This is a genomic window from Salipiger sp. ABN3_019, assembly GCF_056158605.1.
The window spans coordinates 1051991-1076967 of sequence record NZ_JBSWTP010000009.1 but is presented as its reverse complement, the minus strand read 5'-3'; the positions used below and the strand labels follow the sequence as shown (position 1 = coordinate 1076967).

General features: G+C 66.2%; 28 protein-coding genes. 12 read left to right on the top strand and 16 right to left on the bottom strand.

Annotated features, from left to right (window positions below; genetic code table 11):
• A complete protein-coding gene (locus ACXAD2_RS13345) occupies window positions 1-1491 on the top strand; it encodes a phospholipase D family protein (RefSeq protein WP_475170816.1) in 1491 nt (496 codons plus the stop codon).
• Here the strand turns inward: ACXAD2_RS13345 and ACXAD2_RS13340 are convergent, their stop codons facing one another.
• Window positions 1492-2178 carry a rhomboid family intramembrane serine protease gene (locus ACXAD2_RS13340; RefSeq protein WP_066102505.1) on the bottom strand — a complete coding sequence of 229 codons (687 nt, stop codon included), beginning with the start codon at window positions 2176-2178 and terminating at the stop codon, window positions 1492-1494.
• Window positions 2179-2253: 75 nt separating this feature from the next.
• On the opposite strand from ACXAD2_RS13340, the gene trpS reads away from it, so the two are divergent.
• Complete coding sequence (gene trpS, locus ACXAD2_RS13335; protein ID WP_475170811.1) at window positions 2254-3294, top strand: tryptophan--tRNA ligase; 1041 nt, start codon at window positions 2254-2256, stop codon at window positions 3292-3294.
• A 148-nt stretch (window positions 3295-3442) separates the two neighbouring features.
• Window positions 3443-4354 carry a homocysteine S-methyltransferase family protein gene (locus ACXAD2_RS13330; RefSeq protein WP_475170809.1) on the top strand — a complete coding sequence of 304 codons (912 nt, stop codon included), beginning with the start codon at window positions 3443-3445 and terminating at the stop codon, window positions 4352-4354.
• Here ACXAD2_RS13330 and ACXAD2_RS13325 read toward each other — a convergent pair.
• The 4 genes from ACXAD2_RS13325 to ruvC form a co-directional block, all read right to left on the bottom strand.
• Window positions 4346-4969 (bottom strand): hypothetical protein, encoded by a 624-nt coding sequence (locus ACXAD2_RS13325; protein WP_475170807.1) that lies wholly within the window; start codon window positions 4967-4969, stop codon window positions 4346-4348. The genes ACXAD2_RS13330 and ACXAD2_RS13325 overlap by 9 nt on opposite strands.
• Before the next feature lie 115 nt (window positions 4970-5084).
• Window positions 5085-6119, bottom strand: coding sequence for a Holliday junction branch migration DNA helicase RuvB (gene ruvB, locus ACXAD2_RS13320; RefSeq protein WP_164183459.1), 1035 nt, complete (start codon window positions 6117-6119; stop codon window positions 5085-5087).
• A 3-nt stretch (window positions 6120-6122) separates the two neighbouring features.
• A complete protein-coding gene (ruvA, locus tag ACXAD2_RS13315; RefSeq protein ID WP_475170803.1) occupies window positions 6123-6797 on the bottom strand; it encodes a Holliday junction branch migration protein RuvA in 675 nt (224 codons plus the stop codon).
• Window positions 6794-7282, bottom strand: a complete 489-nt coding sequence (gene ruvC, locus ACXAD2_RS13310; RefSeq protein ID WP_066102525.1) for a crossover junction endodeoxyribonuclease RuvC — start codon at window positions 7280-7282, stop codon at window positions 6794-6796. The genes ruvA and ruvC overlap by 4 nt, the downstream gene beginning before the upstream one ends.
• A 331-nt stretch (window positions 7283-7613) precedes the next feature.
• Here ruvC and ACXAD2_RS13305 point away from each other — a divergent pair, with 331 nt between their 5' ends.
• Window positions 7614-7877, top strand: a complete 264-nt coding sequence (locus ACXAD2_RS13305) for a DUF1127 domain-containing protein (protein ID WP_066102528.1) — start codon at window positions 7614-7616, stop codon at window positions 7875-7877.
• 110 nt (window positions 7878-7987) lie between these two features.
• Here ACXAD2_RS13305 and ACXAD2_RS13300 read toward each other — a convergent pair whose 3' ends face one another.
• From ACXAD2_RS13300 to ACXAD2_RS13285, 4 genes are all read right to left on the bottom strand, one after another.
• A complete protein-coding gene (locus ACXAD2_RS13300) occupies window positions 7988-8332 on the bottom strand; it encodes a hypothetical protein (protein WP_475170799.1) in 345 nt (114 codons plus the stop codon).
• Window positions 8333-8429: 97 nt separating this feature from the next.
• The gene (locus ACXAD2_RS13295; protein WP_475170797.1) at window positions 8430-9305 is read right to left on the bottom strand and encodes a 50S ribosomal protein L11 methyltransferase; all 876 of its coding nucleotides are present in this window, start codon (window positions 9303-9305) and stop codon (window positions 8430-8432) included.
• Between the two features lie 94 nt (window positions 9306-9399).
• Entirely contained in the window at window positions 9400-10635 is a 1236-nt protein-coding gene (locus tag ACXAD2_RS13290) for an MFS transporter (protein WP_224906390.1), read from the bottom strand.
• Between the two features lie 54 nt (window positions 10636-10689).
• Window positions 10690-11115 carry a cupin domain-containing protein gene (locus tag ACXAD2_RS13285; protein WP_475170792.1) on the bottom strand — a complete coding sequence of 142 codons (426 nt, stop codon included), beginning with the start codon at window positions 11113-11115 and terminating at the stop codon, window positions 10690-10692.
• 184 nt (window positions 11116-11299) lie between these two features.
• On the opposite strand from ACXAD2_RS13285, the gene ACXAD2_RS13280 reads away from it, so the two are divergent.
• A complete protein-coding gene (locus ACXAD2_RS13280; RefSeq protein WP_475170788.1) occupies window positions 11300-12361 on the top strand; it encodes a YeeE/YedE family protein in 1062 nt (353 codons plus the stop codon).
• A gap of 8 nt (window positions 12362-12369) precedes the next feature.
• On the opposite strand, the gene hemF is transcribed toward ACXAD2_RS13280, so the two are convergent.
• Genes hemF through clpS form a run of 4 tightly spaced genes read right to left on the bottom strand, consistent with a single transcriptional unit; the run spans window position 12370 to window position 15452 of the window.
• On the bottom strand, window positions 12370-13260 hold the full coding sequence (gene hemF / locus ACXAD2_RS13275; protein WP_475170786.1) for an oxygen-dependent coproporphyrinogen oxidase: 891 nt from the start codon (window positions 13258-13260) through the stop codon (window positions 12370-12372).
• 19 nt (window positions 13261-13279) lie between these two features.
• A complete protein-coding gene (locus ACXAD2_RS13270; protein WP_475170782.1) occupies window positions 13280-14083 on the bottom strand; it encodes an SDR family NAD(P)-dependent oxidoreductase in 804 nt (267 codons plus the stop codon).
• Window positions 14084-14120: 37 nt separating this feature from the next.
• Complete coding sequence (locus tag ACXAD2_RS13265) at window positions 14121-15101, bottom strand: class I SAM-dependent methyltransferase (protein ID WP_475170777.1); 981 nt, start codon at window positions 15099-15101, stop codon at window positions 14121-14123.
• Between the two features lie 24 nt (window positions 15102-15125).
• Window positions 15126-15452, bottom strand: a complete 327-nt coding sequence (clpS, locus tag ACXAD2_RS13260) for an ATP-dependent Clp protease adapter ClpS (RefSeq protein ID WP_193789514.1) — start codon at window positions 15450-15452, stop codon at window positions 15126-15128.
• A gap of 141 nt (window positions 15453-15593) precedes the next feature.
• Between clpS and ACXAD2_RS13255 the strand changes: the two genes are divergently transcribed.
• A complete protein-coding gene (locus ACXAD2_RS13255; protein WP_475170771.1) occupies window positions 15594-16292 on the top strand; it encodes an HAD family hydrolase in 699 nt (232 codons plus the stop codon).
• Between the two features lie 221 nt (window positions 16293-16513).
• On the top strand, window positions 16514-18073 hold the full coding sequence (locus ACXAD2_RS13250) for a D-alanyl-D-alanine carboxypeptidase family protein (RefSeq protein ID WP_475170767.1): 1560 nt from the start codon (window positions 16514-16516) through the stop codon (window positions 18071-18073).
• Window positions 18074-18283: 210 nt separating this feature from the next.
• On the opposite strand, the gene rpsU is transcribed toward ACXAD2_RS13250, so the two are convergent.
• Window positions 18284-18490 carry a 30S ribosomal protein S21 gene (rpsU, locus tag ACXAD2_RS13245; RefSeq protein ID WP_007818122.1) on the bottom strand — a complete coding sequence of 69 codons (207 nt, stop codon included), beginning with the start codon at window positions 18488-18490 and terminating at the stop codon, window positions 18284-18286.
• A 116-nt stretch (window positions 18491-18606) separates the two neighbouring features.
• On the opposite strand from rpsU, the gene ACXAD2_RS13240 reads away from it, so the two are divergent.
• Complete coding sequence (locus ACXAD2_RS13240; RefSeq protein ID WP_066102561.1) at window positions 18607-19290, top strand: COQ9 family protein; 684 nt, start codon at window positions 18607-18609, stop codon at window positions 19288-19290.
• Between the two features lie 41 nt (window positions 19291-19331).
• The gene (locus tag ACXAD2_RS13235; RefSeq protein ID WP_475170757.1) at window positions 19332-20315 is read left to right on the top strand and encodes an NAD(P)H-quinone oxidoreductase; all 984 of its coding nucleotides are present in this window, start codon (window positions 19332-19334) and stop codon (window positions 20313-20315) included.
• A gap of 268 nt (window positions 20316-20583) precedes the next feature.
• Here the strand turns inward: ACXAD2_RS13235 and ACXAD2_RS13230 are convergent, their stop codons facing one another.
• Complete coding sequence (locus ACXAD2_RS13230; RefSeq protein ID WP_475170753.1) at window positions 20584-21450, bottom strand: DUF2189 domain-containing protein; 867 nt, start codon at window positions 21448-21450, stop codon at window positions 20584-20586.
• 218 nt (window positions 21451-21668) lie between these two features.
• Between ACXAD2_RS13230 and ACXAD2_RS13225 the strand changes: the two genes are divergently transcribed.
• The gene (locus ACXAD2_RS13225; RefSeq protein ID WP_475170747.1) at window positions 21669-22655 is read left to right on the top strand and encodes a quinone oxidoreductase family protein; all 987 of its coding nucleotides are present in this window, start codon (window positions 21669-21671) and stop codon (window positions 22653-22655) included.
• A gap of 123 nt (window positions 22656-22778) precedes the next feature.
• On the opposite strand, the gene ACXAD2_RS13220 is transcribed toward ACXAD2_RS13225, so the two are convergent.
• Window positions 22779-23207, bottom strand: coding sequence for an FKBP-type peptidyl-prolyl cis-trans isomerase (locus ACXAD2_RS13220; protein ID WP_066102574.1), 429 nt, complete (start codon window positions 23205-23207; stop codon window positions 22779-22781).
• Window positions 23208-23431: 224 nt separating this feature from the next.
• On the opposite strand from ACXAD2_RS13220, the gene ACXAD2_RS13215 reads away from it, so the two are divergent.
• Both ACXAD2_RS13215 and ACXAD2_RS13210 read left to right on the top strand, forming a co-directional pair.
• A complete protein-coding gene (locus ACXAD2_RS13215; protein WP_475170742.1) occupies window positions 23432-24148 on the top strand; it encodes a haloacid dehalogenase type II in 717 nt (238 codons plus the stop codon).
• Complete coding sequence (locus tag ACXAD2_RS13210; protein ID WP_475170737.1) at window positions 24148-24975, top strand: alpha/beta fold hydrolase; 828 nt, start codon at window positions 24148-24150, stop codon at window positions 24973-24975. The genes ACXAD2_RS13215 and ACXAD2_RS13210 overlap by 1 nt, the downstream gene beginning before the upstream one ends.
• Window positions 24976-24977 lie beyond the last annotated feature (2 nt).

Here is a 24977-nt window from a genome sequence, read left to right as displayed (position 1 = left end):
ATGACGCTGACACCGCTGATCACCGCCGCCGAGGGTTTCCCCGCCCTCGAGCAGCTGTGCAATGACGCGCAAGAAGAGCTCGTGATGAGCTTTCGCATCCTCGATCCCCGCACCAAGTTACGCACCCCCGAACTCCGCGCCAAGGGTCTGGAAAACTGGGCCGATCTGCTGGCGGATGTGGCGCGGCGCGGCGTGAAACTGCGGATGATCATCTCCGATTTCGACCCGGTCTTCACCTCCACGCTGCACCGCAACGCATGGCGCTCCGCCAGCGCCTTTGCCGAGCGGCTGCAGGGCGAGGACGCGCAGATCCTCTGCGCGCCGCACGGGCAGAACGCCGGCTGGCTGTGGCGCATGGCCATGCGCGGCCCCATCGCGCGGCACATGGAGAAGCTGCGGCAGGAAGAGGAGGCCACCCTCACCCCCGTGCAGCGCACCGTGCTGAAGGGCGCGGTCGCCTTGCGTCCGGTGACCATCCACCAGAAATTCGCGGTGGCTGACGGCAAGGCCGCGGTGATCGGCGGGCTCGACATCAACGAGCGCCGTTTCGACACCCCCGAGCATGACCGCCCCGCCGACGAGACGTGGCACGACGTGTCGATGCGGGTGGATGATGCCGATTTCGCCGCCGCGCTGCGCCATCATTTCGGCGAATGCTGGAACGCCGCGCTGGATTGCGACACGCCCTGCCTGACCGGACGCACCGAGCGGTTCGACACCGCCAAGAAACCGCAAGCGCCCGCCGATCTGCGGGTGGTGCGCACATTCTCGGCGCCCTGCAGCGGGCCTGCCCGGCTCTCGCCCCGCGCCTCGATCATCGAGCACGAAAAGGCCGTGATCGGCATGATCGGAGAGGCGCAGCGCTATATCTACATCGAGACGCAGTTCCTGCGCCATCGCCCCGTGGCCGAAGCGCTGGCCAAAGCCGGTGAGCGCAGCGGTGAGCTGCAACTGGTGGTGCTGATGCCCTCCTTCCCCGACCGGGTGCTCTATGAGGGCAACGACGGCTGGGACACGCGCCACGGCCACGCCCTGCAGACCGAGGCGGTGGACCGCGTGTCGAAAGCCTTCGGAGACCGTGCCGCCTTTGTCTCGCCGGGGCAGCACAGCGAGTCGCCTGAGGATATTCCCGATCTGCTGGGATCCGGCCCGATCTACGTACACTCCAAGGTCACGCTGGTGGATGACCGCGTCGGCCTCGTGGGCTCGGCCAATCTCAATGGCCGGTCGCTGCGCTGGGACACCGAGGCCTCGGTGATGTTCCGCCGCTCGGACGCGGTGGAAGACCTCCAAAGGCGTCTGGCCTCGACGTGGCTGGGCGACCACCTCAACGGCCATGACCGGGTGAGCGCCCGCACGTGGCGGCAGGCGGCGCTCGCCAATGCCGCGCATCCGCCGCAGGACCGCGAGGGATTTGTGCTGCCCTACCCTCAGGCGGAGGGGCGCAAGTTCGCCAAATCCCTGCCGGTGCTGCCCGCCGATATGTTCTGATCAGCGGCGCTGCCGCAGGCGCTGGCGCAGCCGCGCCCAGCCACCGGGCACCAGAACCACGGTCAGCAGAAAGCCCGAGGCAAAGCCGCCAAGGTCGGCCACCCAATCAAGGCTGCCGCCGAACAGAAGGCCGAACAGCAACTGAATTCCCAGCAGGATGCCGATCAGCGAAAAGGCCCGCGCCTGCTGCGCGCCCAGTTGGCCAAGCCGCAGCCACAGCAGGTAGGTGAAGCCGCCAATCAACCCGTAGACCGGCGGGAACGCCCCGATCAGCGGCACCGGCGTGCTGACGAAACCATAGGCCAACGCGCCGCCAAGGCTCGACGCCGCAAGGATCGCCAGCGTGCGCCAGCTTCCCAGCGCCTCGCCGACCATCTTGCCAAGCGCCAGCAGCATGACAGCGGCAAACAGGGCATGGCTAAAGCTCGCATGCACGAAGGGATAGCTGAAGAAGCGGATCACATGCTGCGCCGGAAACTGCCCGGTCGACAGCATCCAGTGCCAGATCTCGCCCGAGAAGGCGAAGCGTTGCAGCGCATCAAGCCGCCAGCCCACGGCGCCGGGCCCGCCGACGAGACCGCGCGCGCCGAGCGAGAAGGCCGCCTCGACCCCCACGATGACCACGGCCAGCCCGACGATCACGGGCGGCAGCGAATTGAACGGCGAGACATTATGCTGGTGCGCCATGGTGGCCTCTTTCTTGACGGCATGTCGGGCCATGGGTAAGCCAGCCCAGACCGAATTTCCAGACGGAGGAAGCCCATGTCCGACGCGGGCGACATCAATTCCGCTTTCACGCCGCGTGTGTTTTCCGGCATTCAGCCCTCGGGTGGGCTGACGCTGGGCAATTACCTTGGTGCAATCAAGCGTTTCGTCGACATGCAGGACAGCGGGATCGAGACGATCTACTGCGTTGTCGACATGCATGCGATCACCGTCTGGCAGGATCCCGAGGCGCTGCGCAAGCAGACCCGCGAGCTGACCGCGGGCTATCTTGCCGCCGGGCTCGATCCCGACAAATCCATCCTCTTCAACCAAAGCCAGGTTCCCGGCCACGCCCAGCTGGGCTGGATCTTCAACTGCGTCGCGCGGCTTGGCTGGATGAACCGGATGACCCAGTTCAAGGACAAGGCTGGCAAGAACGCCGAGAAGGCCTCGCTGGGGCTTTACGCCTATCCCGCGCTGATGGCCGCCGACATCCTGCTCTACCACGCCACGCATGTGCCCGTGGGCGAGGACCAGAAACAGCACGTCGAGCTGACCCGTGACATCGCGGCGAAGTTCAACCACGACTACGGCACCGAGTTCTTCCCGATGACCGAGCCGGTGATCGAAGGCGCGGCCACCCGCGTCATGAGCCTGCGCGACGGGTCCAAGAAGATGTCGAAATCCGATCCCTCGGACGCCTCGCGCATCAATATGACCGATGACGCCGACGCCATCGCCAAGAAAATCCGCAAGGCCAAGACTGATCCCGACGGGCTTCCGTCGGAGGTGAAGGGCCTCGACGGCCGCCCCGAGGCGCGCAACCTCGTCAACATCTACGCCGCCCTCGCCGGGCAAAGCGTCGAAGAGGTGCTGACCATGGCCGGTGGCAAGCAGTTCTCGGAGTTCAAGCCGATGCTGGTGGATCTGGCGGTCGACAAGCTGGCGCCGATCTCCACCGAGATGGCCCGGCTGATGCAGGATCCGGCGCAGATCGACGCGATCCTCGCAGGCGGTGCCGAACGCGCCCGCAAGATCGCCGATCCGATCCTGCAGCAGACCTATGAGATCGTCGGCATGGTCGGCGCCAGGGCCTGATCCATCGCCCATCCCGACAATCAAAGGCCGCCCCCCGCAGGGCGGCCTTTTGCCTTTGCCGCCTCCCCTGGAACGCTCGCTGCGACAACCCATCCACCTCCATGCTACACTGCGGTCATCGCCCCGGGCTTTAGGGAGGACCAGCGCGATGACACTCACCCCCGACCGCACATGGATCGCCTGGACCGGGATGGAGACCGACCTGATCTTCAACCACGGCGTCGAGCTGCCGCATTTCGCCGCCTTTCCGATGATCGACGAGACCGAGGGCCGCGCCCGACTGCGCGGCTATGCCGAGGCGCTGATCGCCATCGGGCGTGAGACCGGCGCCGGGATGATCCTCGACACGCCCACTTGGATGGCCAACCCCGACCGCGCCGCACCGCTGGGCTATGCCCCCGAAGACCTCACACGTGTCACCCAAGAGGCGGTGGCACTCCTGCGCGAGATGGCCGCGCGTCATCTCGATGTGGCGACGCGCATCAGCGTGCAGATCGGCCCGCAGGGCGACGGTTATCAACCGGGCATGGCTGCAGCAGATGCCTCCGCCAGCTATCACGGGCCGCAAATCCGTGCCGCCGCCGAGGCCGGTGCCGACATGATCAGCGCCTACACGCTGGGTGCCGCCGGAGAGGCGATCGGCATCGCCAAAGCCGCCGCCGAGGCAGGCATCTCCGCGCTCATCGCCTTCACCGTGGAAACCGACGGACGCCTCGCCGATGGCACTTTGCTGTCAGAGGCCGTGCAGCGCCTCGCCGGCGCGACAGACCCAGAGGCGATCATGGTGAATTGCGCCCACCCCGGCCATATCGCCAATGCGTTTGACGGCGGCGAATGGGAGGCGCATCTGGCGGGCATCGTCGCCAATGCCTCGCGCCAGAGCCACGCGGAACTGGACGCCTGCGACACGCTCGACGACGGCGATCCCGAAGAGCTTGGCGCGCAGCTGGCCGAGTTGCAGCGCAGCCATCCCGGGCTGCGCGTTCTGGGCGGCTGCTGCGGCACCGACCTGCGCCACCTGCGCGAGATCGCGCGGCAGGTCTCGGGCGTCTCAGCCTAGGGCGATCCGCGCCGCCAGTCGCAGCGCGTGGCTGCTGTCCTGCGCCGCCACCGGCATCACCGGATCATAGGCGGCGCGGATCAGCGCGCCGATCTCCGGGCGCAGCACCACGCGCCCATCCTCGAGCCGCCCCAGCGGCGAGCGCGCGGCAAAGGCGCCATTGCCCCATGTCAGCATCACCTGCGCCACCTGCGCCAGCGCCAGATCCTCGGCCGGCTGCGCCGCCAGCGCGCCGTCCATGCACAGGAACACAAAGGCCGCCTTGATCGCGCCGCTCTCGTCAAAGCGAAACACCCGGTACTGGTTGGCCCCGCTCTGCTGCAAGCGTTCGACCATCTCGGGCAGCCCGTCGATCATCCGCCCAAGGTCCGGCAACTCCAGCAGCTCGGCCCAGTCGCGGAAGAAAAACACCATGACGTTGGCCCCAAGCTCGGGATCATGCTCGGCCATCTTATGGCCCGACATGGCGCAGACCGCCTCGAAGGCGCCCTTCACCACCGACAGCGTCGCATCCTCGACGCCGAACACGATCGGCACCAGCGGCCGCCCCCAGCGCGCGCAAAGATAGCTCCCGTCTTCGCGGGTAAACAGCGCTTCGACCTCCGCCGCGTCCATGGCTCGCCCCTTCTTCTCTTTGGCAAATACGCATAGCGCGGCGCCCGCCACGCGGCGCTCCACCTGCCACGCCGGGCGCGCCCGCGCAAGACACTCGCTTAAGTCAGGCCCGGGATCAGCCGTCGAAGAGCGTGCCCTGCCCCGGAACCTGTGGCCGCGGCACCGGCAGCCCGAGGTGATCCCACGCCCGCTGCGCCAGCATCCGCCCGCGCGGCGTGCGCTGGATCAGACCCTGCTGCAGCAGATAGGGCTCGATCACCTCTTCCAGCGCGTCGCGGCTTTCCGAAAGCGCCGCCGAGAGCGTCTCGATCCCCACCGGCCCGCCGGAATAATTCTCAGCCATCAGCGTCAGATACCGCCGGTCGGCGCCATCAAGGCCCAGCTGATCCACCCCAAGCCGCGTCAACGCCCCATCCGCCAGTTCGCGGGTCACGATGCCATTGCCCTCGACCACGGCGAAATCCACCACCCGGCGCAGCAGCCGCCCGGCGATCCGCGGCGTGCCGCGGGCGCGGCGGGCGATCTCGCGCGCGCCTTCGGGCTCGGCCCGCACACCCAGCTTGACCGCGTTGCGGCTGACGATCTCGTTCAGCTCGTCCTCGGTATAGAACTGCAGCCGGGTCGGGATGCCGAAACGGTCGCGCAGCGGCGTGGTCAGCAGACCAAGCCGCGTGGTCGCCCCAACCAGCGTGAAGGGCTGCAACTCGATCCGCACCGTGCGCGCCGCAGGCCCCTCGCCGATCACCAGGTCAAGCTCATAATCCTCCATCGCCGGGTAGAGCACCTCTTCCACCGCCGGGTTGAGGCGGTGAATTTCGTCGATGAACAGCACGTCCCGGGCCTCGAGATTGGTGAGGATCGCCGCCAGATCACCGGCCTTGGCCAGGACCGGGCCGGAGGTCATGCGAAAGCCCACCCCAAGCTCGCGCGCCATGATCTGCGCCAGCGTCGTCTTGCCAAGGCCCGGTGGCCCGTGAAACAGCGTGTGGTCCATCGACTCGCCGCGTGCCCGCGCCGACTGGATGAACACCCGCAGGTTGGCGCGCGCCTCGGCCTGACCGATGAAATCGCCCAGCATTTGCGGGCGCAGCGCACGGCCCTCGTCCTCGGGCAGCGGCTCGGGGCGCAGGGTGGGATCGCTGTCGACCATCGCTTACCCTTTCGGCGCCAGCAGCCGCAGCGCGGCGCGGATGAGCGCGGAGGTCTCCGCCTCCGGGTCCTCGCCCGCCGCCTGCGCCACCGCCGAGGCGGCCTCGCTCGGGCCATAGCCAAGGTTGCTCAGCGCAGAGAGCGCCTCGGATTGCGCCGAGGCATTGGGCCGTGCGGCAGGCGCCTTGCGCGGCGCGGCGGCGGCGGGGGACGACGCGGGATCATCCTCGATCACCACGTCATCGGCAGAGGCCACCTGCCCCGCGCCCATGGCCATGACCATCGGCGCCTTGTCCTTGAGTTCGTTGATCACCCGTTGCGCGGTTTTGGGGCCAATGCCCTTGGCCGCCTTGATCGCCGTCCAGTCGCCAAGCGCGATGGCGCGGCTCACGCCGTCCGGCCCCAGCGCGCCGAGGATCGCCAGCGAGGCCTTCGCCCCCACGCCCTGCACCGACATCAGCAGGCGGAACCATTCCTTTTCCACCAGCGTGGGAAAGCCATAGAGCTGCAGCAGATCTTCGCGCACCAAAAGGTCGGTATAGAGCGCCGCCGCCTCGCCCGGCGCCAGCGTCGCCAGCACCCTATCCGAGCAATAGACCACATAGCCCACGCCGCGCACGTCGATCAGCGCGTGATCATCGCCCTTGTAGTCCACCCGTCCGGCGATCCGTCCGATCATGCTTTCACCTTCATTCTCTGCGCGCCCTGATGATGCGCGTGGCAGATCGCGATGGCCAGCGCGTCCGCCGCGTCGGGACCGTGGATGACCACGCCCGGCAGCTGCATCTTCACCATGTGATCGACCTGTGTCTTATCCGCATGGCCGACGCCGACCACCGTTTTCTTTACCGTGTTGGGGGCGTATTCGCCGATCTCCAGCCCGAATTGCGCGGGCACCAGCATGGCGATGCCGCGCGCCTGACCGAGCTTGAGCGTGCCAGCGCCGTCGCGGTTCACGAAGGTCTGTTCCACCGCCGCGATCTCTGGCTGCCAGCGATGCAGAACATCGGTCAATTGCTCGTGCAGGGTGAGCAGACGCGCCGCCAATGTGCCCGGCCCCGAATCGCATGTGCCGTTAGCGACATGCCGCAAACGGCTCCCGTCGGCCTCGATCACCCCCCAGCCGAGGTGCCGAAGGCCCGGATCGATTCCGATGACCCGCATTCCATCACTGCCCGTTGTTGTTTTTCTACCACGCAGTTAGCACGAAACGCGAACATCCGCCAAGCCCTCGCCCCTGTGCATTTGCCCGCGCGCAGAGCAGTTGCGTCCGCCGCGCCACGGCAGAGGTCAAAAGACGACAGTTTGGCGTCGGAACACGCCGCAATCAGCCCAGAAAATAGGCTAATTTTCAGGTCTTTCGCTCAATTTGCTTGCTATGTGAAAACTGCAGCCCACCCATGCGTTTTTCACTGCTTGTGGCAGCTGCTTACCGGATCTATCTGGCGATTAGATTTCAGGCACTTTAAAAACTTCATGACAAGGACACTGACCTATGGCTGTCTATGACTACTCGCGCGACGCATCCGGCGCCGCTGGCCTCGCAGGCCGTATCGGCAACGTCTTCGTTTCCGGCTTCGCTCCCGTCGCCGACGAAACCCCGCGTTCGGCTGGCCTCTTCGCAACCCTCTTCGGCATCGTCGCCGAGTGGAACGACGCACGTCTGACCCGCAAGAGCCTCGAAGCTCTGACCGACCGTGAGCTTGACGATATCGGCCTGACCCGTGGCGACATCGCTGCCATCGCACGTCGCCGCTGATAACATGATTTATCAAGCGCAAAGGCCGCGGTCCTGAACGGGACGGCGGCCTTTCCTATGTGCAGGATATGCGCAAGCGGCCCCAAGGACCGCCACCTCTTGTCGGCGTTTTAGCCCAGCAGAGCCTGCAGCCCGATGCCGATCCACAGCGTGATCGGATCAACCCCCAGCACCCATGCTCCCAGCTTGTCGGCAAAGCTGCCGTCGGACAGATGCGCCAGATGCTCGGCGTAATTCTCCGAGCCGAGATTGGCGAGCATCACGCCTTTGAAAACCAGAAACCCAAGGATCGTCAGCAGCAGCCCGCGCAGACGCACCGGCGAAATGCGCCGGATCGGCCGGTGCTCGAACACCCCGTTGCGATTGATCTTGGTGACATAGCCCTGTGCCAGCTTCCGGTGCTTTTGCGCAACCGCACGCTGACGACGCTCGAAACTCTTGAGAGCGCTTTCCATACCGCGGAACCCCTCTAAACAAACAAATACGTGGCGTATTTGCTCTCAAAGCGAGGCAAAATTTAGGCTAAAAAGCGGCGATTACGCCGCTTTTCGTTCACGAAGGCTTGCGCAGGGTCAGGGTCACCCATTCGCCGATCTCGTCACGGCACACCAGATCGACGCCTGCAGCGGCATAGGCTGCAATCACTTCATCGGCCTGACGGATCAGGATGCCCGAGAGGATCGCACGCCCGCCCGGTGCCAGATGCGCCGACATATCGGGCGCCAGATCAATCAGCGGCTGCTTGAGGATATTGGCGAACACCAGATCATAGGGCGCGCGCGCGGCAAGCTCGGGGTGGCCGAAACCGGCGGCTTCGACGCAGATCACCTTGCCGGTCAGGTGGTTGGCGCGCACGTTGGCCTCGGCCACTTCCACCGCGACCTCGTCGATGTCCGACACGATCACCGGATTGGGCCAAATCCGCGCGGCGGCCATGCCCAGAACGGCGGTGCCGCAGCCGATATCGGCCACATTTTGGCCAACCATACCCTCGTTCGACAGCCGGTCGAGCGCGCGCAGGCAGCCCAGCGTGGTGCCGTGGTGGCCGGTGCCAAAGGCCATCGCAGCCTCGATCAGCAGCGGCTCGGCGCCTTCGGGGATTTTGTCCGCGTCATGCGAGCCGTAGACGAAGAAGCGCCCGGCCTCGACCGGGGTCAGCTCGCGGCGCACCTTGTCGACCCAATCCTGATCCGGCACTTCCGACACCACGAAGGGCGCGGCGCCATAGGCCGCCGACAGCAGCGCCAGTTCGACATCGCTCGGCGGTTCGAGGAAATAGCCGCCCACTTCCCATGTACCACTGCCGTCTTCGATCTCGAAAACGCCAACACCCGTGGGTTCGGGTTCAAGATCTTCGATGGCCTCGCCCAGGGCCTCGGCAGCGGTCTTGTCGCTCAGCTTGGTGAAGGCGGTCCAGGTCTTGGCCATGTGATGCTCTCCGTTCAGGGTTGGCCTGCCCGATAGCGCGTTTGCCGCTGCAGCGCCAGCCTTGCCGTGCAGGGTTGGCGGGCGCTTTGGCAGCTCACTCGGCGGGCTGCGGCGGCAGGCGCGGGGCAAAGATGGTCTCATAGCCCGGGCTGGGGTGGCGCGGGATCATCAGCGCCAGCGACAGCGACACAAGCGCCATCCCCGCCGCCAGCCCGAACACCGCGCCGGGCGAGATCATCCAAAGATATCCCAGCGCGAACGGCAGGAAGACCGCCGCGATGTGGTTGATGGTGAAGGCCACGGCGGCGGTGGGCGCGATGTCGCCGGGATCGGCGATCTTCTGGAAATAGGTCTTCAGCGCCAGCGCGAGAGCAAAGAAGATATGGTCGATCACATAAAGGACCGAGGCCAGCACCACGCCCCAGTGAAACCAGTAGAGCCCGCCATAGGCCAGAAACACCAGCACCAGCCCGGCGTATTCAAACAGCAGCACCCGCCGCTCGCCAAAGCGGTGCACCGCTTTGCCCAGCATCGGGGCGAGCGCCATATTGGCGCAAAGGTTGATCAGGTAAAGCGCCGTCACCTCATGCACGGCAAAGCCAAAGCGCTCGACCATCATGAACCCCGCGAAGACCACGAAGATCTGCCGCCGCGCGCCCGACATGAACTGCAGCGCGTAATAAAGCCAGTAGCGGCGGCGCAGGACGAAGGATTTGCGCTGCGGGTTCGGGCTTTCGAACTGCGGAAAGGCCAGCGCGCAGTAAAGGGTGATCACCAGCGTCAGCCCGCCCGAGACCATGTAGACGAAGTTGTACGAAAGATCGAAGGCTTCCCACGTCATGACGATGGCCACATAGGCGATCAGCGTCGCCCCCGAGGCCGCGGCCAGCAGCCAGCCCAGCATCTGCGGCGCGCGGTCCTTCGGCAGCCATTGCAGCTGCAGCGACTGGTTGACCGTCTCATAGTAGTGAAAGCCGATGGAACTCAGCAGCGTGACGATCAGCAGGCCGCCCATGCTGGGAAACCACGCCGTCACCGCCGTCGCCACGCCCAGCAGCGTCAGGGCCAGCAGCGCCAGAACCTGCTCGCGCATCAGCATCAGCACGAGGATCACCCCAATGGCGAGGAACCCCGGAATTTCGCGCACCGTGTGCAGCCAGCCGATGTCGGAGCCATCGAACTGCGCCGCCTCGATGACGAAATTGTTCAGCAGCGCCGACCAAGTGGCAAAGCTGAGCGGCATGGCAATCGCCATGAGGAAAAGCAGCGTCACCGGGCGCCGCCAGAGCGGCAACTCCCGGGCCTGCCCCAAGGGCACGATACGGGTCATAACCCTGCGATAAGCACTTTCCCGCAGCTTGGCGAGAGGCAACCGGCCCGCCCGTCAGCTTTCCGAGAAGCGGTACTCGACCTCCGAGAAGCGATCGCGCGGGAACACATAGAGAAAGCGCAGCCCCTCGGTCCCCGCCACGATGCCGTGCTCGGCATCCGCCGGGATGAAAAGCGCCACGTTCGGGCCGATCTCATGGGCGGTGCCGTCGATGGTGACGATGCCCGAGCCGCCAAGGCCGAAATACATCTCGGCCGGTCCATGACGATGGGGCTTCAGCGTGCCAAGCGCGCCGAACTCGGCGATGCCCATGACCATCCCCGCGGTGGCGGTGCGATCCGCGCAGAAGAGCGTGCGCCAGCGGACCGTCCCGAAGGCGGGATCCTCGCCACCCTCAAGCGGCGCGTGGTCGGCGTTGGCGACAACCGGAATGCCCGAGAGGGCCGCGGTGACGAGCATATCTTGCAGAACGGTGGTCATGTCGGACACTCCGCAAAGGGGCACATGCGCGACCCTCCGCCAAGCGCGCGCGGGCGTCGCGCCAGAAAGCGACCGTGATGTCGCAGTCAGACAGCGCGGTGATCAGGCGGCGCGCGGTGATCTGGATCAAGGCAATCACATTCCACGCATGCGATTTGATGGCACCCCGAAGAGGAGGACAGCCATGGAACTCGTCGCACTTGTCGATGCTATCGGCGAAGGCCCGACCGCCGCGTTCTTCGGCCTGATCACCGGCACGGTCTTTGGCATCGCCGCGCAGCGCTCGCGCTTCTGCCTGCGCGCGGCGGTGGTCGAATTTGCCCGCGGCAGCATGGGCGACAAGCTGAGCGTCTGGCTGCTGACCTTCTCGACCGCGCTGGTCTGGGTGCAGGGCGCGCAGCTTGTGGGCCTGTTCGACGCCGCCAATGCCCGCATGATGGCGGTGCCCGGAAGCTGGTCGGGCGCGATCATCGGCGGGCTGATGTTCGGCGCGGGCATGGTGCTGGCCAATGGCTGCTCGGGGCGGCTCTTGGTGCTCGCCGCGACCGGCAACCTGCGTTCGGTGATCTCGGGGCTGATCTTCGCGGTGGTGGCGCAGATGTCGCTCTCGGGGATCCTGTCGCCGTGGCGCGACCGGCTCGCCGCGCTCTGGATTACCGAGGGCGGGCGCAATATGGATCTGCTCTTGGCGCTGCATCTGCCGCGCGCCTCTGGGCTGATCCTCGGCCTCGCCATCGCGCTTCTGGCGCTGGAACTGGCGCGGCGCAACCGCATCGGCCTGCCGCGTCTGGTCTTTGCCTCCGGCGTCGGCTTTGCCGTGGCGCTGGGGTGGGTGCTGACCTTCGCGCTGTCGAATGTCGCCTTCGAGCCCGTGCAGGTGGAAAGCGCCACTTTCACCGGCCCCTCGGCGCATACGCTGATGGTCTTTCTCGAGCGTCCGGCAGTGGTGGATTTCGACGTCGGGCTGATCGCCGGGGTCTTTGCGGGCGCCTTGATCGCCGCCGCTTGGGGGCGGGAGTTGAAGCTTCAGGGCTTCGAAGGCCCCACCCCGCTGCGCAACGCGATGATCGGCGCCGCGCTGATGGGCTTTGGCGGGATGCTGGCGGGCGGCTGCGCCATCGGCGCGGGGGTCACCGGCGGCTCGATCTTCGCCGGGACCGCGTGGCTTGCGCTGTTTTGCATGTGGATCGGCGGCATGACCACCGAGATGCTGATGGGCGGGCGGCGCGCCAGCGCGCCCGCCTGAGGCTCAGCTCAGACCCATTTCGCCAGCGGCGGCAGGCTCATCAGCACCGCGTCGGGATCATGGCCGGTGGCGAGGCCGAACTTGGTGCCCCGGTCGTAAACGAGGTTGTATTCGGCATAGAGCCCGCGATGCACAAGCTGCGCGTCTTTTTCCGCCTCGCCGAAATCCATCCCCCGGCGCTTCTCCACCAGCGGCAGATAGGCGGGCAGGAACGCCCGGCCAATGTCTTGTGTGAGGGCGAAATCCGCCTCCCAGTCGCCAGTGTTGCGGTCGTCCATGAAGATGCCGCCGACGCCCCGCGCGCGCTTGCGGTGCGGGATGTAGAAATACTCGTCCGCCCAGGCCTTCAGCTCGGGGTAAAGCGTCTCGCCATGCGGAGCGAGGTGCTCTTTCTGGGTGGCGTGGAAATGTGCCGTGTCCTCGCCATACTCGAGGCAGGGGTTGAGATCCGAGCCGCCGCCGAACCACCACGCGCCGGGGGTCCAGAACATGCGGGTGTTCATATGCACCGCGGGCGCATGCGGGTTCTGCATATGCGCGACAAGGCTGATCCCCGAGGCCCAGAAGCGCGGGTCGGCCTCGATGCCGGGCACGCCGCGCGCCGCCATGGATTTCTGCGCCGCCTCGCCCAGCGTGCCGTAGACCGTCGAGACGTTGACCCCGACCTTCTCGAACACCCGGCCCCCGCGCATCACGCTCATCAGCCCGCCGCCCGCGTCGCTGCCATCATCGGCGGTGCGGGTGGTCGGCGTCACGGTGAAGCGGCCCGCCGTGTGATCCGAAAGCGGCCCCGAGGCATGGCTGTCCTCCAGCCCCTCGAAAGCGTCCACGATCTCGTCGCGCAGCGTGCGGAACCAATGCGAGGCGCGTGTTTTGCGCTCGTCGAACACGTCGGTCATGTCGTCCCCCCTGCCCAGCTCAGTGCATCGGCGCGCCGACCGGGTCGATCAGCGTACGGCCACCGTCGACCGTCATGATCTGGCCGGTCATAAAGCCCGAGGCCTCGGACGCAAGGAACTGCACCGCTTCGCAGACCTCGCCCGGCCCGGCGATGCGGCCTGCGGGCGTGTGCTTTTCGATCTCCTCGCGGTAGCCGGGATGCTCCTTGAGGATGTTCTTCAGGCTCGATGACATCAGCGAGCCGAAGGCCACCGAATTCACCCGGATGCGCTGTTCGGCCAGCGAGACCGCCATCGAGCGGGTCAGCTGATCGAGCGCGGCGACCGACACCGAATAGCCCAGCAGATGCGGGTTGGTGCGGCAGGCGGCGATCGACGAGATATTGACGATCGTCCCGGCGCAGCGCTCTTCCTCGTTGCCCTCGGCCTGCTTGACCATCCGCTTGGCGACGATCTGGCTCAGGCGCATGGCGGGCACGAGGTTCTGCCCCAGCATGGTCTCAAGCGATGCATCCTCGCAGTCGAGCACATTGGTGGGCAGGATCTGCCGCGCGCCGTTCACCAGAATATCCACCCGGTCATAGGCGTCGAGCGTCGCCGACAGCAGGTTGGCCAGCGTCAGCTTTTCGCGCAGATCACCGGCGAAGTACCGCATGGTGCTGTCTTCTTCGGACTTGCCGCATTCCTTGGCCAGACGGCCCTCGTCCATGTCGGCGAACATGACGTTGGCGCCGCGCGCCGCGAAGTGCCGCGCGATTGCGAGGCCCACGCCATTGGCGGCACCGGTGACGATGGCAGTCTTGCCTTCGATGGAAAAACTCATGGGAATCCCTTGGATGTTTGCGCCACGCTAGCCGCGATCAGCGCCCCGGGCGAGAGGCATGTAGGATCTTGAACCGCGCATCCCCAGCGATTTCGTCGGAATTGCGGAAGCGTTCAGCAAGGCGAGTCTCATAGGGCAGATGCCGGTTGGCCACCAGCCACAGCTGCCCCGAAGGTTTCAGCATCCGCGCCGCCGCGTCGATGAACGCCTGCCCCAGCGAGGGCTCGGCCTTGCGCCGGTTGGTGTGGAACGGCGGGTTCATCACCACCGCATCCAGCAGCGCGGGCGGCGTCCAGTTCAGCGCGTCGGCCCAGTGGAACTGCGCGCGCGGGTCGGTGACATTGCGACGCGCGCAATCGAGCGCGACCAGATCGGCCTCGACCAGATGCAGCGTGCCGCTCTTCTCGCGCGTGAGGATGCCATTCGCCAGACCACCCCAGCCCGCGCCCAGATCGGCGACATTGGTGCCCAGTTTCTGCGGCAGCGCGGCCAGCAGCGCCTCGCTCGCCGGGTCCGGCCCATCGGCCGAGAACACGCCCGGCGCCGTCCATTGGCCGCCGTCAAGCTGCGCCGGACCGCGCGCCCAATCGGCGAGCGCGTCGGTGGCGGCGAACCAGAAGCTCTTGCCATGCGCCTTGGAGACCTGACCGGTCACCTCGGTGCGCTTGCGGACAGCCTTCAGCGCGGTGTCGATGCCGTCGATCTTCTGGCCGTCGACAACCACCAGACCACCCTTGGCGGCGGCGCAGGCCTCGGCGATCCACGTCTCGGCGCGGTCGCGGGCGCGCGGCAGAAAGACGATGGCGGCAGCGAACTCTCCCTCGGGGGCGGTGGCGACATCCCAACCACGGCGCTCCCAAGCGGCGAAATCGGGGGCAGACCGCTGCACAACCGTGCAGCGCTCACGCGGCAGGGCGCTGGCGTCGAAATCGCCGGGCGCGCCGAGCAGCAGGATGCGCCCTTCGGAGGGCAGGTCGAGACCTCCCTCAAGCGCGAAACTCAATCGGGTATCAGACATGGTCGAGCCGCCGGATCGGGCGGATCACTCCTTTTCCATGGTGCATTGCAGCGGATGCTGGTGGCGCCGGGCGAAATCCATCACCTGACCCACTTTGGTCTCGGCGATCTCGTGGCTGAACACGCCAACGACGGCGACGCCCTTTTTATGGACGGTCAGCATCACTTCGAACGCCTGCGCGTGGGTCATGCCGAAGAACCGCTCGAGCACATGCACGACAAACTCCATCGGCGTGTAGTCGTCGTTCAGCAGCAGCACCTTATAGAGCGGCGGGCGTTTGGTTTTCGGCTTGGTTTCGAGCACGACATCAGCGCCGCCCTCACCATCGCGAGGGTCGTTCGGGTCGGTCATGCGGGTTTTATGGGCCGTGACGGATTGGATCATCTCAAGGACGCTTTTGCTTTGCGTGTGCTTTGCGGTTCCGGCTTTGAAGGGTCTATATAAATCCAAGCAGCCCCGGAGGAAAGACCCGCGGCCCCAAGAGGCGTCATTATGGACAGGAAACTGCAAACAATCGCATTCGATGCCGACGATACGCTCTGGCACAACGAACGCTTCTTCAATCTCACGCAGGAGCAATTCGCCGATCTTCTGGCCGATCACGTGGCGCGAGACCACCTCGACGCCCGGCTGCTGGAGGCCGAGAAGCGCAACATCGGCCACTATGGCTTTGGGGTGAAGGGCTTCGTTCTGTCGATGATCGAGACCGCGGTGGAAGTGACCGAGGGCCGCGTGCCCGGCACGGTCATCGGGCAAATCCTCGCGTACGGTCAGGACATGCTGGCCCATCCGATCGAGCTGCTGCCGCACGCGCAGGACGCGGTCGAGGCGCTGGCCCCCGATCACCACCTCGTGCTGATCACCAAGGGCGATCTGCTGCATCAGGAGCGCAAGCTGGCGCAATCGGGCTTGGGCGAGATGTTCGATCGGGTCGAGATCGTCTCGGACAAGCAGCCGCAGACCTACGCCCGCATCTTCGCCGCCTGCCCCGGCGGGCCGGAGGCCGCGATGATGGTGGGCAATTCGCTCAAATCCGACGTGAACCCGGCGATCCGCGCGGGCAGCTGGGGTGTCTTCGTGCCGCAGGACCTGGCGTGGAGCCTCGAGCATGATGACCGCCTCGACCACCCAAGATTTCGAGAGATTCCCCATTTGGGCGCGCTGGCACAATTGGTCGACGCGATTGGCTGAATAAGTTTGCACAATTTTGCCTTAATCGCCTCTCTAGCGGCCAACTGCCTGATAGAACGCAATATATGGGAAATCACATTCAGGAAAATTGCGGAAAATCAAGGCACTGCAGGCTTTATTTTTTAAGCATCCCGTGCTAGCGTTTCCCCAAACTAGAACAGTTGGCCACCGGAAAACCGGGGCGAGAGGCAGAAGAGGCGAGTATCGTGACGGGACGGCGCATGAAGCGACCGGGCCGAGCAGGCCTGTATATTTTTACACTCATCTGGCTCACCTTGGTGGCCCCGCTGGGCGCTTGGGCTGCACCCTACGCAGCGCTGGTGATGGATGCGAGATCAGGCGAAATCCTGTTTTCGGAGAACGCCGAAACCCGGCTACACCCCGCCTCGCTGACCAAGATGATGACGCTCTACATCGCCTTCGAGGCGGTGGAGCATGGCGAGATCAGCCTCGACACCGTGGTGACCATCTCGCGCAATGCCGCAGCAGAGCCGCCCTCGAAACTGGGCCTGCGCTCCGGGCAAAAGATCAAACTTCGCTACCTGATCCGCGCCGCCGCCGTGAAGTCGGCCAATGACGCCGCCACCGCCATCGGCGAGGCCATCGAAGGGTCGGAAGCCGCCTTCGCCCGCCGGATGAACCGCACGGCCAAGGCGCTGGGGATGACCCGCACCACCTACAAAAACGCCCATGGCCTGACCACCGAGGGCCATCTCTCCACCGCCCACGACATGGCGATCATGGGCCGGCACATCCTCTACGATTATCCCGAATATTATAACCTCTTCTCGCGCCGCACGACCGATGCCGGCATGCGCGAAGTGGCCAACACCAACCGCCGCTTCCTTGCCGCCTACCAAGGCGCCGACGGCATCAAGACCGGCTACACCCGCGCCGCGGGCTTCAACCTCGTCGCCTCCGCCGAGCGCGGACGCGAGCGGATCATTTCCGTGGTCTTCGGCGGCACCTCCACCGCCGCGCGCAACGCCAAAAGCGCCGAGCTTCTGAACCTCGGCTTCAAGCGCGCCAAGACCAACGTCGCGCTGCGCCGCCCGGCCAAGCCGGCCTATATGGGCCGTATCGGCAATGACATGATGGTGGCCGATGCCGACCCCAATGATTCGGGCCTGCGCGGCAAGTCGATCCGCGTCGCCGCCGCCGCCGTCCCCAAAAGCCTGCGTCCCAAGCTGCGTCCCGGTGTAAGCGGCACCGATGTCGCGCCGCTGGTGGCCGGGGTCGAGGATGACATCGCCAACGTGCTGGAAAGCGTACAAGTCGCCAAGGTCGAGCCGCCGGTGGCCGTCGCCCCCGAAAAGATCGACGTCGCGAAGGTCGACCAGCCCGCCGCCGAAACCGCTGCCGTCGAAGCCGCCATCGCCATCGCAGAGGGCGACACCGGCATTGCGCCCGACGCCTCGATCAAGCCGATGCGCCGCCCGCAGCAGATGCTTTTGGCCAGCGCCTCCGAGCCGGTGAGCCTTGAGACCGCCGCCATCGCAGAGCCCGACACGCAGGAGGTCGTCACCCGCGTGTCGACCTCGGGCGGGCGCCACTGGGGCATCAACGTGGGCCGCTATCCCAGCCGCTATGCCGCCGAGAAAATTCTGCTGAAAACCGCGCTGATGGAGACCGCCACGCTCGACGGCTCGCTGCGCAAGGTGGTCGACCGCTCCAGCGGCTTTGACGCCAACTTCATGGGGCTCTCGCGCGAGACCGCCGATCTTGCCTGCCGCCGTCTGCAGGCCCGGCAGGTCACCTGCTTCATGATCGGGCCGAGCTAAGGCGCCGCCACATCTCACGAACAAAAGAAAACCCCGGGACGTTCCCGGGGTTTCTTTTTGCGCGCCGCAAGGAGCCTCAAAGCCCCCTGCCCCGAAAGCCACATGCCAGAAACGACAAACCCCCGAAGGCCAGGCCCCGGGGGTCGTCAATTTCTTCTGTGTCGGAAGGTCAGCTGGCTGACCTCACGAGCAAGATCTCAAAGGCGAACCTTAGAGGAGACCTTCGCGCTGAGCCTTCTTGCGCGCCAGCTTGCGGGCGCGGCGGATGGCTTCGGCTTTCTCGCGAGCTTTCTTCTCGGACGGTTTCTCGAAATGCTGCCGGAGCTTCATTTCGCGGAAAACGCCTTCGCGCTGCAGCTTCTTCTTCAGGGCGCGGAGCGCCTGATCGACGTTGTTGTCGCGAACACTAACCTGCATGTGGTTTTCACCACCTTTCTAAGTTTGAGTTGCAAGGAAATTGCAGGAAGCCGGTCTATAGCAAGGCTTGCCAATCTTGTCTAAACTCCTACCCATTAAGTCAAAGGAGAGGCCCCATGAGTGAAGATATTGCCGGGCGCCTGCTTGATGCGGCGCTGAACCATGTCGCCTTCGACGGCTGGTCCGAGACGACCTTCCGCGCGGCGGCAAGCGATGCCGGGGTGGACCCGGTGGTGGCCCGCGGGCTCTACCCGCGCGGCGCGGTGGACATGGCGATCGCCTTCCACCGGCGCGGCGACGAGGCTATGTCCCAGCGCCTCAAGGAGATTGACCAATCCGAGATGCGCTTCCGCGACCGTGTCGCGCTCGCCGTGCGCACGCGGATCGAGGCGGTGGACGACCGCGAGGCGGTGCGCCGCGGCACCACGCTCTTTGCGCTGCCGATGTATGCCGCCGATGGTGCCAAGCTGATCTGGGGCACCTCCGATCGCATCTGGACGGAACTGGGCGACACCGACCGCGATTTCAACTGGTACACGAAACGCGCCACGCTGAGCGCGGTCTATTCCTCGACGGTGCTCTACTGGCTGGGCGATGATTCGCTCGACAATCACGCCACGTGGGAATTCCTCGACCGCCGGATCGAGGATGTGATGCGCTTCGAGAAGACCAAGGCCAAGGTCCGCGCCACCCCGGTGCTGGGCAAGGTCTTTGCCAGCTCGGAAAAGATGCTCGGCAAGGTCCGCCCGCCGCGCAACATCCGCAACGGCCTGCCCGGCGGCTGGACCGCGCCGCGCTAAGCGCCGCTCCCCCGCCGGACGACAGCAAGACAGGACAAGACATGACCGAGACAATGCGCGCCGTGGAGATCTCGCAGCCCGGCGGCCCCGAGGTGCTGCGCCTGACAGAGCGCCCCGTCCCCTCCCCTGCCCATGGGCAGGTGGTGATCCGCGTGGCCTATGCCGGGGTCAATCGCCCCGACGCGCTGCAACGCGCGGGCAGCTACGCGCCGCCCCCCGGCGCCTCGGACCTGCCCGGCCTCGAATGTTCCGGCGAGGTGGTGGCCACCGGCCCCGGCGTCAACTGGCCCGCCGTGGGTGATGAGGTCTGCGCCCTGTTGCCCGGCGGCGGCTACGCTGAATATGTCGCCACGCCCGCCGCGCATTGCCTGCCCGTCCCGGCGGGCATGGGGCTGCGCGAGGCGGCCTGCCTGCCCGAGACCTTCTTTACGGTCTGGAGCAATGTCTTCCAGCGCGGCGCGCTGCAGGCGGGCGAGCGCTTCCTTGTGCACGGCGGCTCCTCGGGCATCGGCACCACCGCGATCCAGCTTGCCAGCGCCTTCGGCGCGCGGGTCTTCGCCACCGCGGGCTCGGCCGACAAATGCGCCGCCTGCGAAAAGCTCGGGGCCGAGCGGGCGATCAACTATCGCGAAGAGGATTTCGTCGAGGTGCTGCGCAGCGAAGGTGGTGCCAATCTGATCCTCGACATGGTCGGCGGCGACTACATCACGCGCAGCGTCAAGGCGCTGGCTGATGAGGGCCGCCTTGTGCAGATCGCCTTCCTGCAAGGGCCCAAGGCCGAGCTGAACTTCGCGCAGGTGATGATGCGGCGGTTGACCATCACCGGCTCTACCCTGCGCCCGCAGAGCGATCTGGCCAAGGCGCGCATCGCGGACGCATTGCGCACCCATGTCTGGCCGCTTTTGGAGGCGGGCCGCGTCGCGCCGGTGATGGACTCCGATTTCCCGCTCGCGCAGGCCTGCGATGCCCACGCCCGCATGGAAGGCTCGACCCACATCGGCAAGATCGTCCTTAAGGTCGCCTGATCGAAGCAAGATCGCCTGATCCAAGCGCTACATACGCCGGGCGCGCGCCTGCCCGTCACGCCTCACGGCGTGCCACTATGATCGGCGCACCTTCGGTGCGACGGCTGGCGCAGCAACGAGTGAGGTCAACGCTTAGTCCCAGCCAAGCCCGGACTACCTTAGATCGTCTAGCAACGACCCAAAAGCGCCAGCCCGCCCGGACGGGCAGGCGCTCGCCCGGCGGCTTCGCCTTGATTCCGGGCGTGTCAGTGCTTCGCCCGGCCCCCGATCACGCCACCGCGCGGCGGTAGAAGTGCCAGCTGGCGTGGCCCAGCAGCGGCAGCACCACCATCAGCCCCAGCAGCAGCGGCAGCGAGCCCAGCACCAGCAGCACCGCGACCACCGCGCCCCAGCACAGCACCACGCGCGGGTTCTTCTGCAGCACATGCACCGAGGTCATCACCGCCACCGGCGCGCCCACGTGCCGGTGCAACAGCAACTGGAACGACACCACCGAGACCGCCAGCGCCACCAGCGCGAACACAAAGCCCACGCCGCAGCCCAGCACGATCATCCACCAGCCGCCCGCGGTGCTGAACACATCCGACAGGAAGGCCCCGAGGCTTTGGTGAACCGCGGGCCCCATGGTCGCCAGATGGATGAAATGCGCCACCAGCATCCACGCGCAAAAGAGCGCGATCAGATAGAGCCCCATCACCAGCATCGCGCCGAAGGCGGGCGAGCTGAGCACCGAGAAGGCGTCGCGCCACGTGGCCTCCAGCCCCATCTCGCGCTTGCGGCTCATTTCATAAAGCCCGACCGCCGCCATCGGCCCGATCAGCGCAAAGCCCGCCGCCATGGGAAACAGCAGCGGCAGCAGCGCTTGATGAAACGCCATGCCCATCAGCAAGAGCCCCATCACGGGGTAGATAAGCACGATGAACAGCACGTCGCTGCGGCAGGCCTTGAAGTCCTCCCACCCGGCGCGCAGCGAGTTGGAGATGTCCGACATCGCCATGGTCCGCACCCGGCGCGGCGTATGGGCATGATCCATGCCCAACTCCCGCGTCGAGGCGGAAACATGCGAGCCCGCCGCCGACAGCTGCTGCGCAGCCCAGCTGAGCGGGTTTCCGATTGTATGAGGTGTCTGTGCCATGAGCCTCCTCCCTTGGCGTCGCGCGGTGCGCCAATCACAGGTCCGGCCATGGCACGCGCCGAGGGCCGGACGGATCGGCCGCGCGTGTGTGGACCAAGACTAGCACGAAAAGGCCCCTCTGCGCATCACGAGCCTGCGACACCCGCAACAGCCCCCTCTTGCGCCCGCCTCGCCCCCGTCGCAGGGTCTGCCGCAAAGCCATCAAGGAGGAGACCCCGATGACCGCAACAGCCCGCACCGTCATCATCGAGGAAAACGGCGGCCCCGAAGCGCTGAAGCTGGCGGACTGGCCCATCGGCGAGCCCGGCCCCGGCCAGATCCTGATCCGCCACAAGGCCTGCGGCCTCAACTTCATCGACTGCTATCAGCGCTCTGGCCTCTACCCGCTGGACCTGCCGCATGCGCTCGGCATGGAAGCCTCGGGCGTGATCGAGGCGGTGGGCGAAGGCGTCACCCATCTCGCCCCCGGTGACCGCGCCGCCTATGCCGCCGCCCCTCCGGGCGCCTATACCGAGGCGCGGGTGATGTCGGCGGCGCAGGTCTGCAAGCTGCCCGACGAGATTTCCTTCGAAGAAGGCGCGGCGATGATGCTGAAGGGGCTGACGGTTCAGTATCTCTTCCACCGCACCACCCCGCTCAAGAAGGGCGACACGGTGCTCTTCCACGCCGCCGCCGGCGGGGTTGGCCTCATCGCCTGCCAATGGGCGAAATCCGAGGGCATCCGCCTGATCGGCACCGCCGGGTCGGACGCCAAATGCCAGCTGGCACTCGATCACGGCGCCGACGCCTGCATCAACTACAGCACCGAGGATTTCACCGCCCGCACCCGCGAGCTGACCGATGGCAAGGGCGTCGACGTGGTGATGGATTCCATCGGCGCCTCGACCTTCATGGGCTCGCTCGACTGCCTGAAGCCGCTCGGCATGATGATCTCCTTCGGCAATGCCTCGGGCCCGGTCGAGGCGTTCAACCTCGGCATCCTCGCGCAGAAGGGCTCGCTGAAAGTGACGCGCCCCACCCTCTTCGCGCATATCGCCGACCCCGCCGCCTGTCAGGAGATGGCGGCGATGCTGATGGGCAAGGTCTCGTCGGGCGCGGTGAAGATCCGCATCGACCAGCGCTTCCCGCTGGAGGACGTCGCCGAAGCGCATCGCGCGCTCGAGGCCCGCAAGACCACCGGTCAGACGATCCTGACGCTGGAGTGAAGGCGCCCACCCGCCCCGGCACCAAACAGCAAACACGGGGCAGCAGGCAAAAGAAAACGGCGCGGGTCACCCCGCGCCGCTCTCAATTCTACCGAAGCCGCAGCCCCGAGAGATCAAGCCTGATCAGGCAATCTCGACCAGCTCGATGGCGAAGGTCAGATCCTTGCCCGCCAGCGGGTGGTTGGCGTCGAGCGTGACCTCGGTCTCGGTCACTTCCGCCACGGTCACCTGCACCACCTGACCGGTGGGGGTCTGCACCTGCAGCGGGGTGCCCAGATCGAGCGGGATGTTGTCGGGGATCTCGGTGCGCGGCACGGTCTGGCGCGCCTCGGGCTGCATCGGGCCGTAGGCTTCATCCGAGGTGACCTCGACGGTCTTCTTCTCGCCGACGGTCATGCCGGGCATCGCCTTGTCGAGGCCGGGAATGATCTGGCCCGAGCCCACTTCGAACTCCAGCGGGTCACGGCCTGCGCTGGAATCAAAGGTGGTGCCGTCGTTGAGCGTGCCGGTGTAATGAATACGAACGGTGTCGCCGGTCTTGACCTGCGTCATGGGGTGTCTCCGATCTTTTGGGAAAGTTCTGTGGATGGGACGAGGCCGCCTGTCGCAGCGGGTGCTCGTTTGCTCTCCCCTCTAACCTAAGCATCCTGCCCCGGGATTGCAAAGAGGATGTCCAAACCGCCCGCAGCAGCCCCAAAGCGGCGGAAAATTCGCCCTTTCGACAGCTCCGCACCCATGCCACCCTGCGCCGGATTGCGAGGAGGAGCACGACACCCATGGCACCGGAAATGATGACTCAGGCAAAGATGACACCGGCAAAGATCACCACCTGCGTCTTCGACGCCTATGGCACGCTCTTCGATGTCGCAGGCGCCGCCCGCACCGCCGCCGAGGCGCCGGGACAGGACCGGCTCGCCGCGCTCTGGCCCGCGCTCTCTGCCGACTGGCGCCGCAAGCAGCTGGAATACAGCTGGCTGCGCGCGATCACCGGGGATCACTGTAGTTTCTGGCAGGTGACGCAGGATGGGCTCGACTGGGCGATGGCCCGTCATGGGCTCGAGGATCCCGAGCTGCGCGAAACCCTGCTCGGCCTCTACTGGCAGCTGCCCGCCTACCCCGAGGTGCCGCAGCTTCTGGCCAGCCTCAAGGCGCGCGGCCTCGGCTGCGCCATCCTCTCCAACGGCAGCCCCGACATGCTGGACGGGGCCGTCTCCAGCGCGGGCATCGCCCAGCATCTGGACGCCGTGCTCTCGGTCGAGGAGGTGGGCATCTTCAAACCCGCGCGCCCGGTCTACGACCTTATCGGCACACACTTTGGCACCGATCCCGCGCAGGTGCTCTTTGTCTCGTCCAACGGCTGGGACGCCGCCGGGGCCGCCGCCTACGGCTTTGTGACCGCATGGGTGAACCGCGCCGGCGAGCCGATGGATTGCCTTCCCGGCCGCCCGCACCATGTCCTGCCCGACCTCACCACAATCCCGGAGCTTCTGTGATGCCCGAATTCACCACCTCCGACGGTCTATCGATCCATTACACCGACGAGGGCCACGGCCTGCCGCTGCTCTGCCTCGCCGGGCTGACCCGCGACGGGCGCGACTTCGATTATCTCGCGCCGCATCTCGATCCCGCCAAAGTGCGGATGATCCGCATGGACTACCGTGGCCGGGGGCAGTCGGACTGGACCGATCACGCCAGCTACACCATCCCCATCGAGGGGCGCGACGCGGTGGAACTGCTCGATCACCTCGGGCTGAAGCAGGCGGCGATCCTCGGCACCTCGCGCGGCGGGCTCATCGCCATGCTGCTGGCCGCCATGGTGAAGGACCGGCTTTTGGGGATCGCGCTCAACGACATCGGCCCCGACATCGGCAGCGAAGGGCTGGCGGTGATCAAGGATTACATCGGCAGAAACCCCGGCTGGAAAAGCTACGACGAGGCCGCGGCGCAGATGGCGCAGGGCATGACCGCCTTCAAGGACGTGCCGCCGGGGCGCTGGATGGACGAGGTGCGCAAGTTCTACCGCGAGACGCCGGAAGGTCTGCAAATCCAGTATGACCCGCGCCTGCGCGACGCGGTGCTCGAGGCCGGGGCGCAGCCGGTGGCCGACCTCTGGCCGCTGTTCGACGCGCTGAAGGGCCTGCCGCTCTGCGCGCTGCGCGGCGATGGCTCGACGCTGCTGACGGCTGAGACCTTTGCGGAAATGAAGCGCCGCCGCCCCGACATGATCGCCGCCGAGATCCCCGGCCGTGGCCATGTGCCCTTTCTAGACGAGCCCGCATCGCTCAACGCGCTGACGCGCTGGCTGAAGATGCTGAGCTGAGG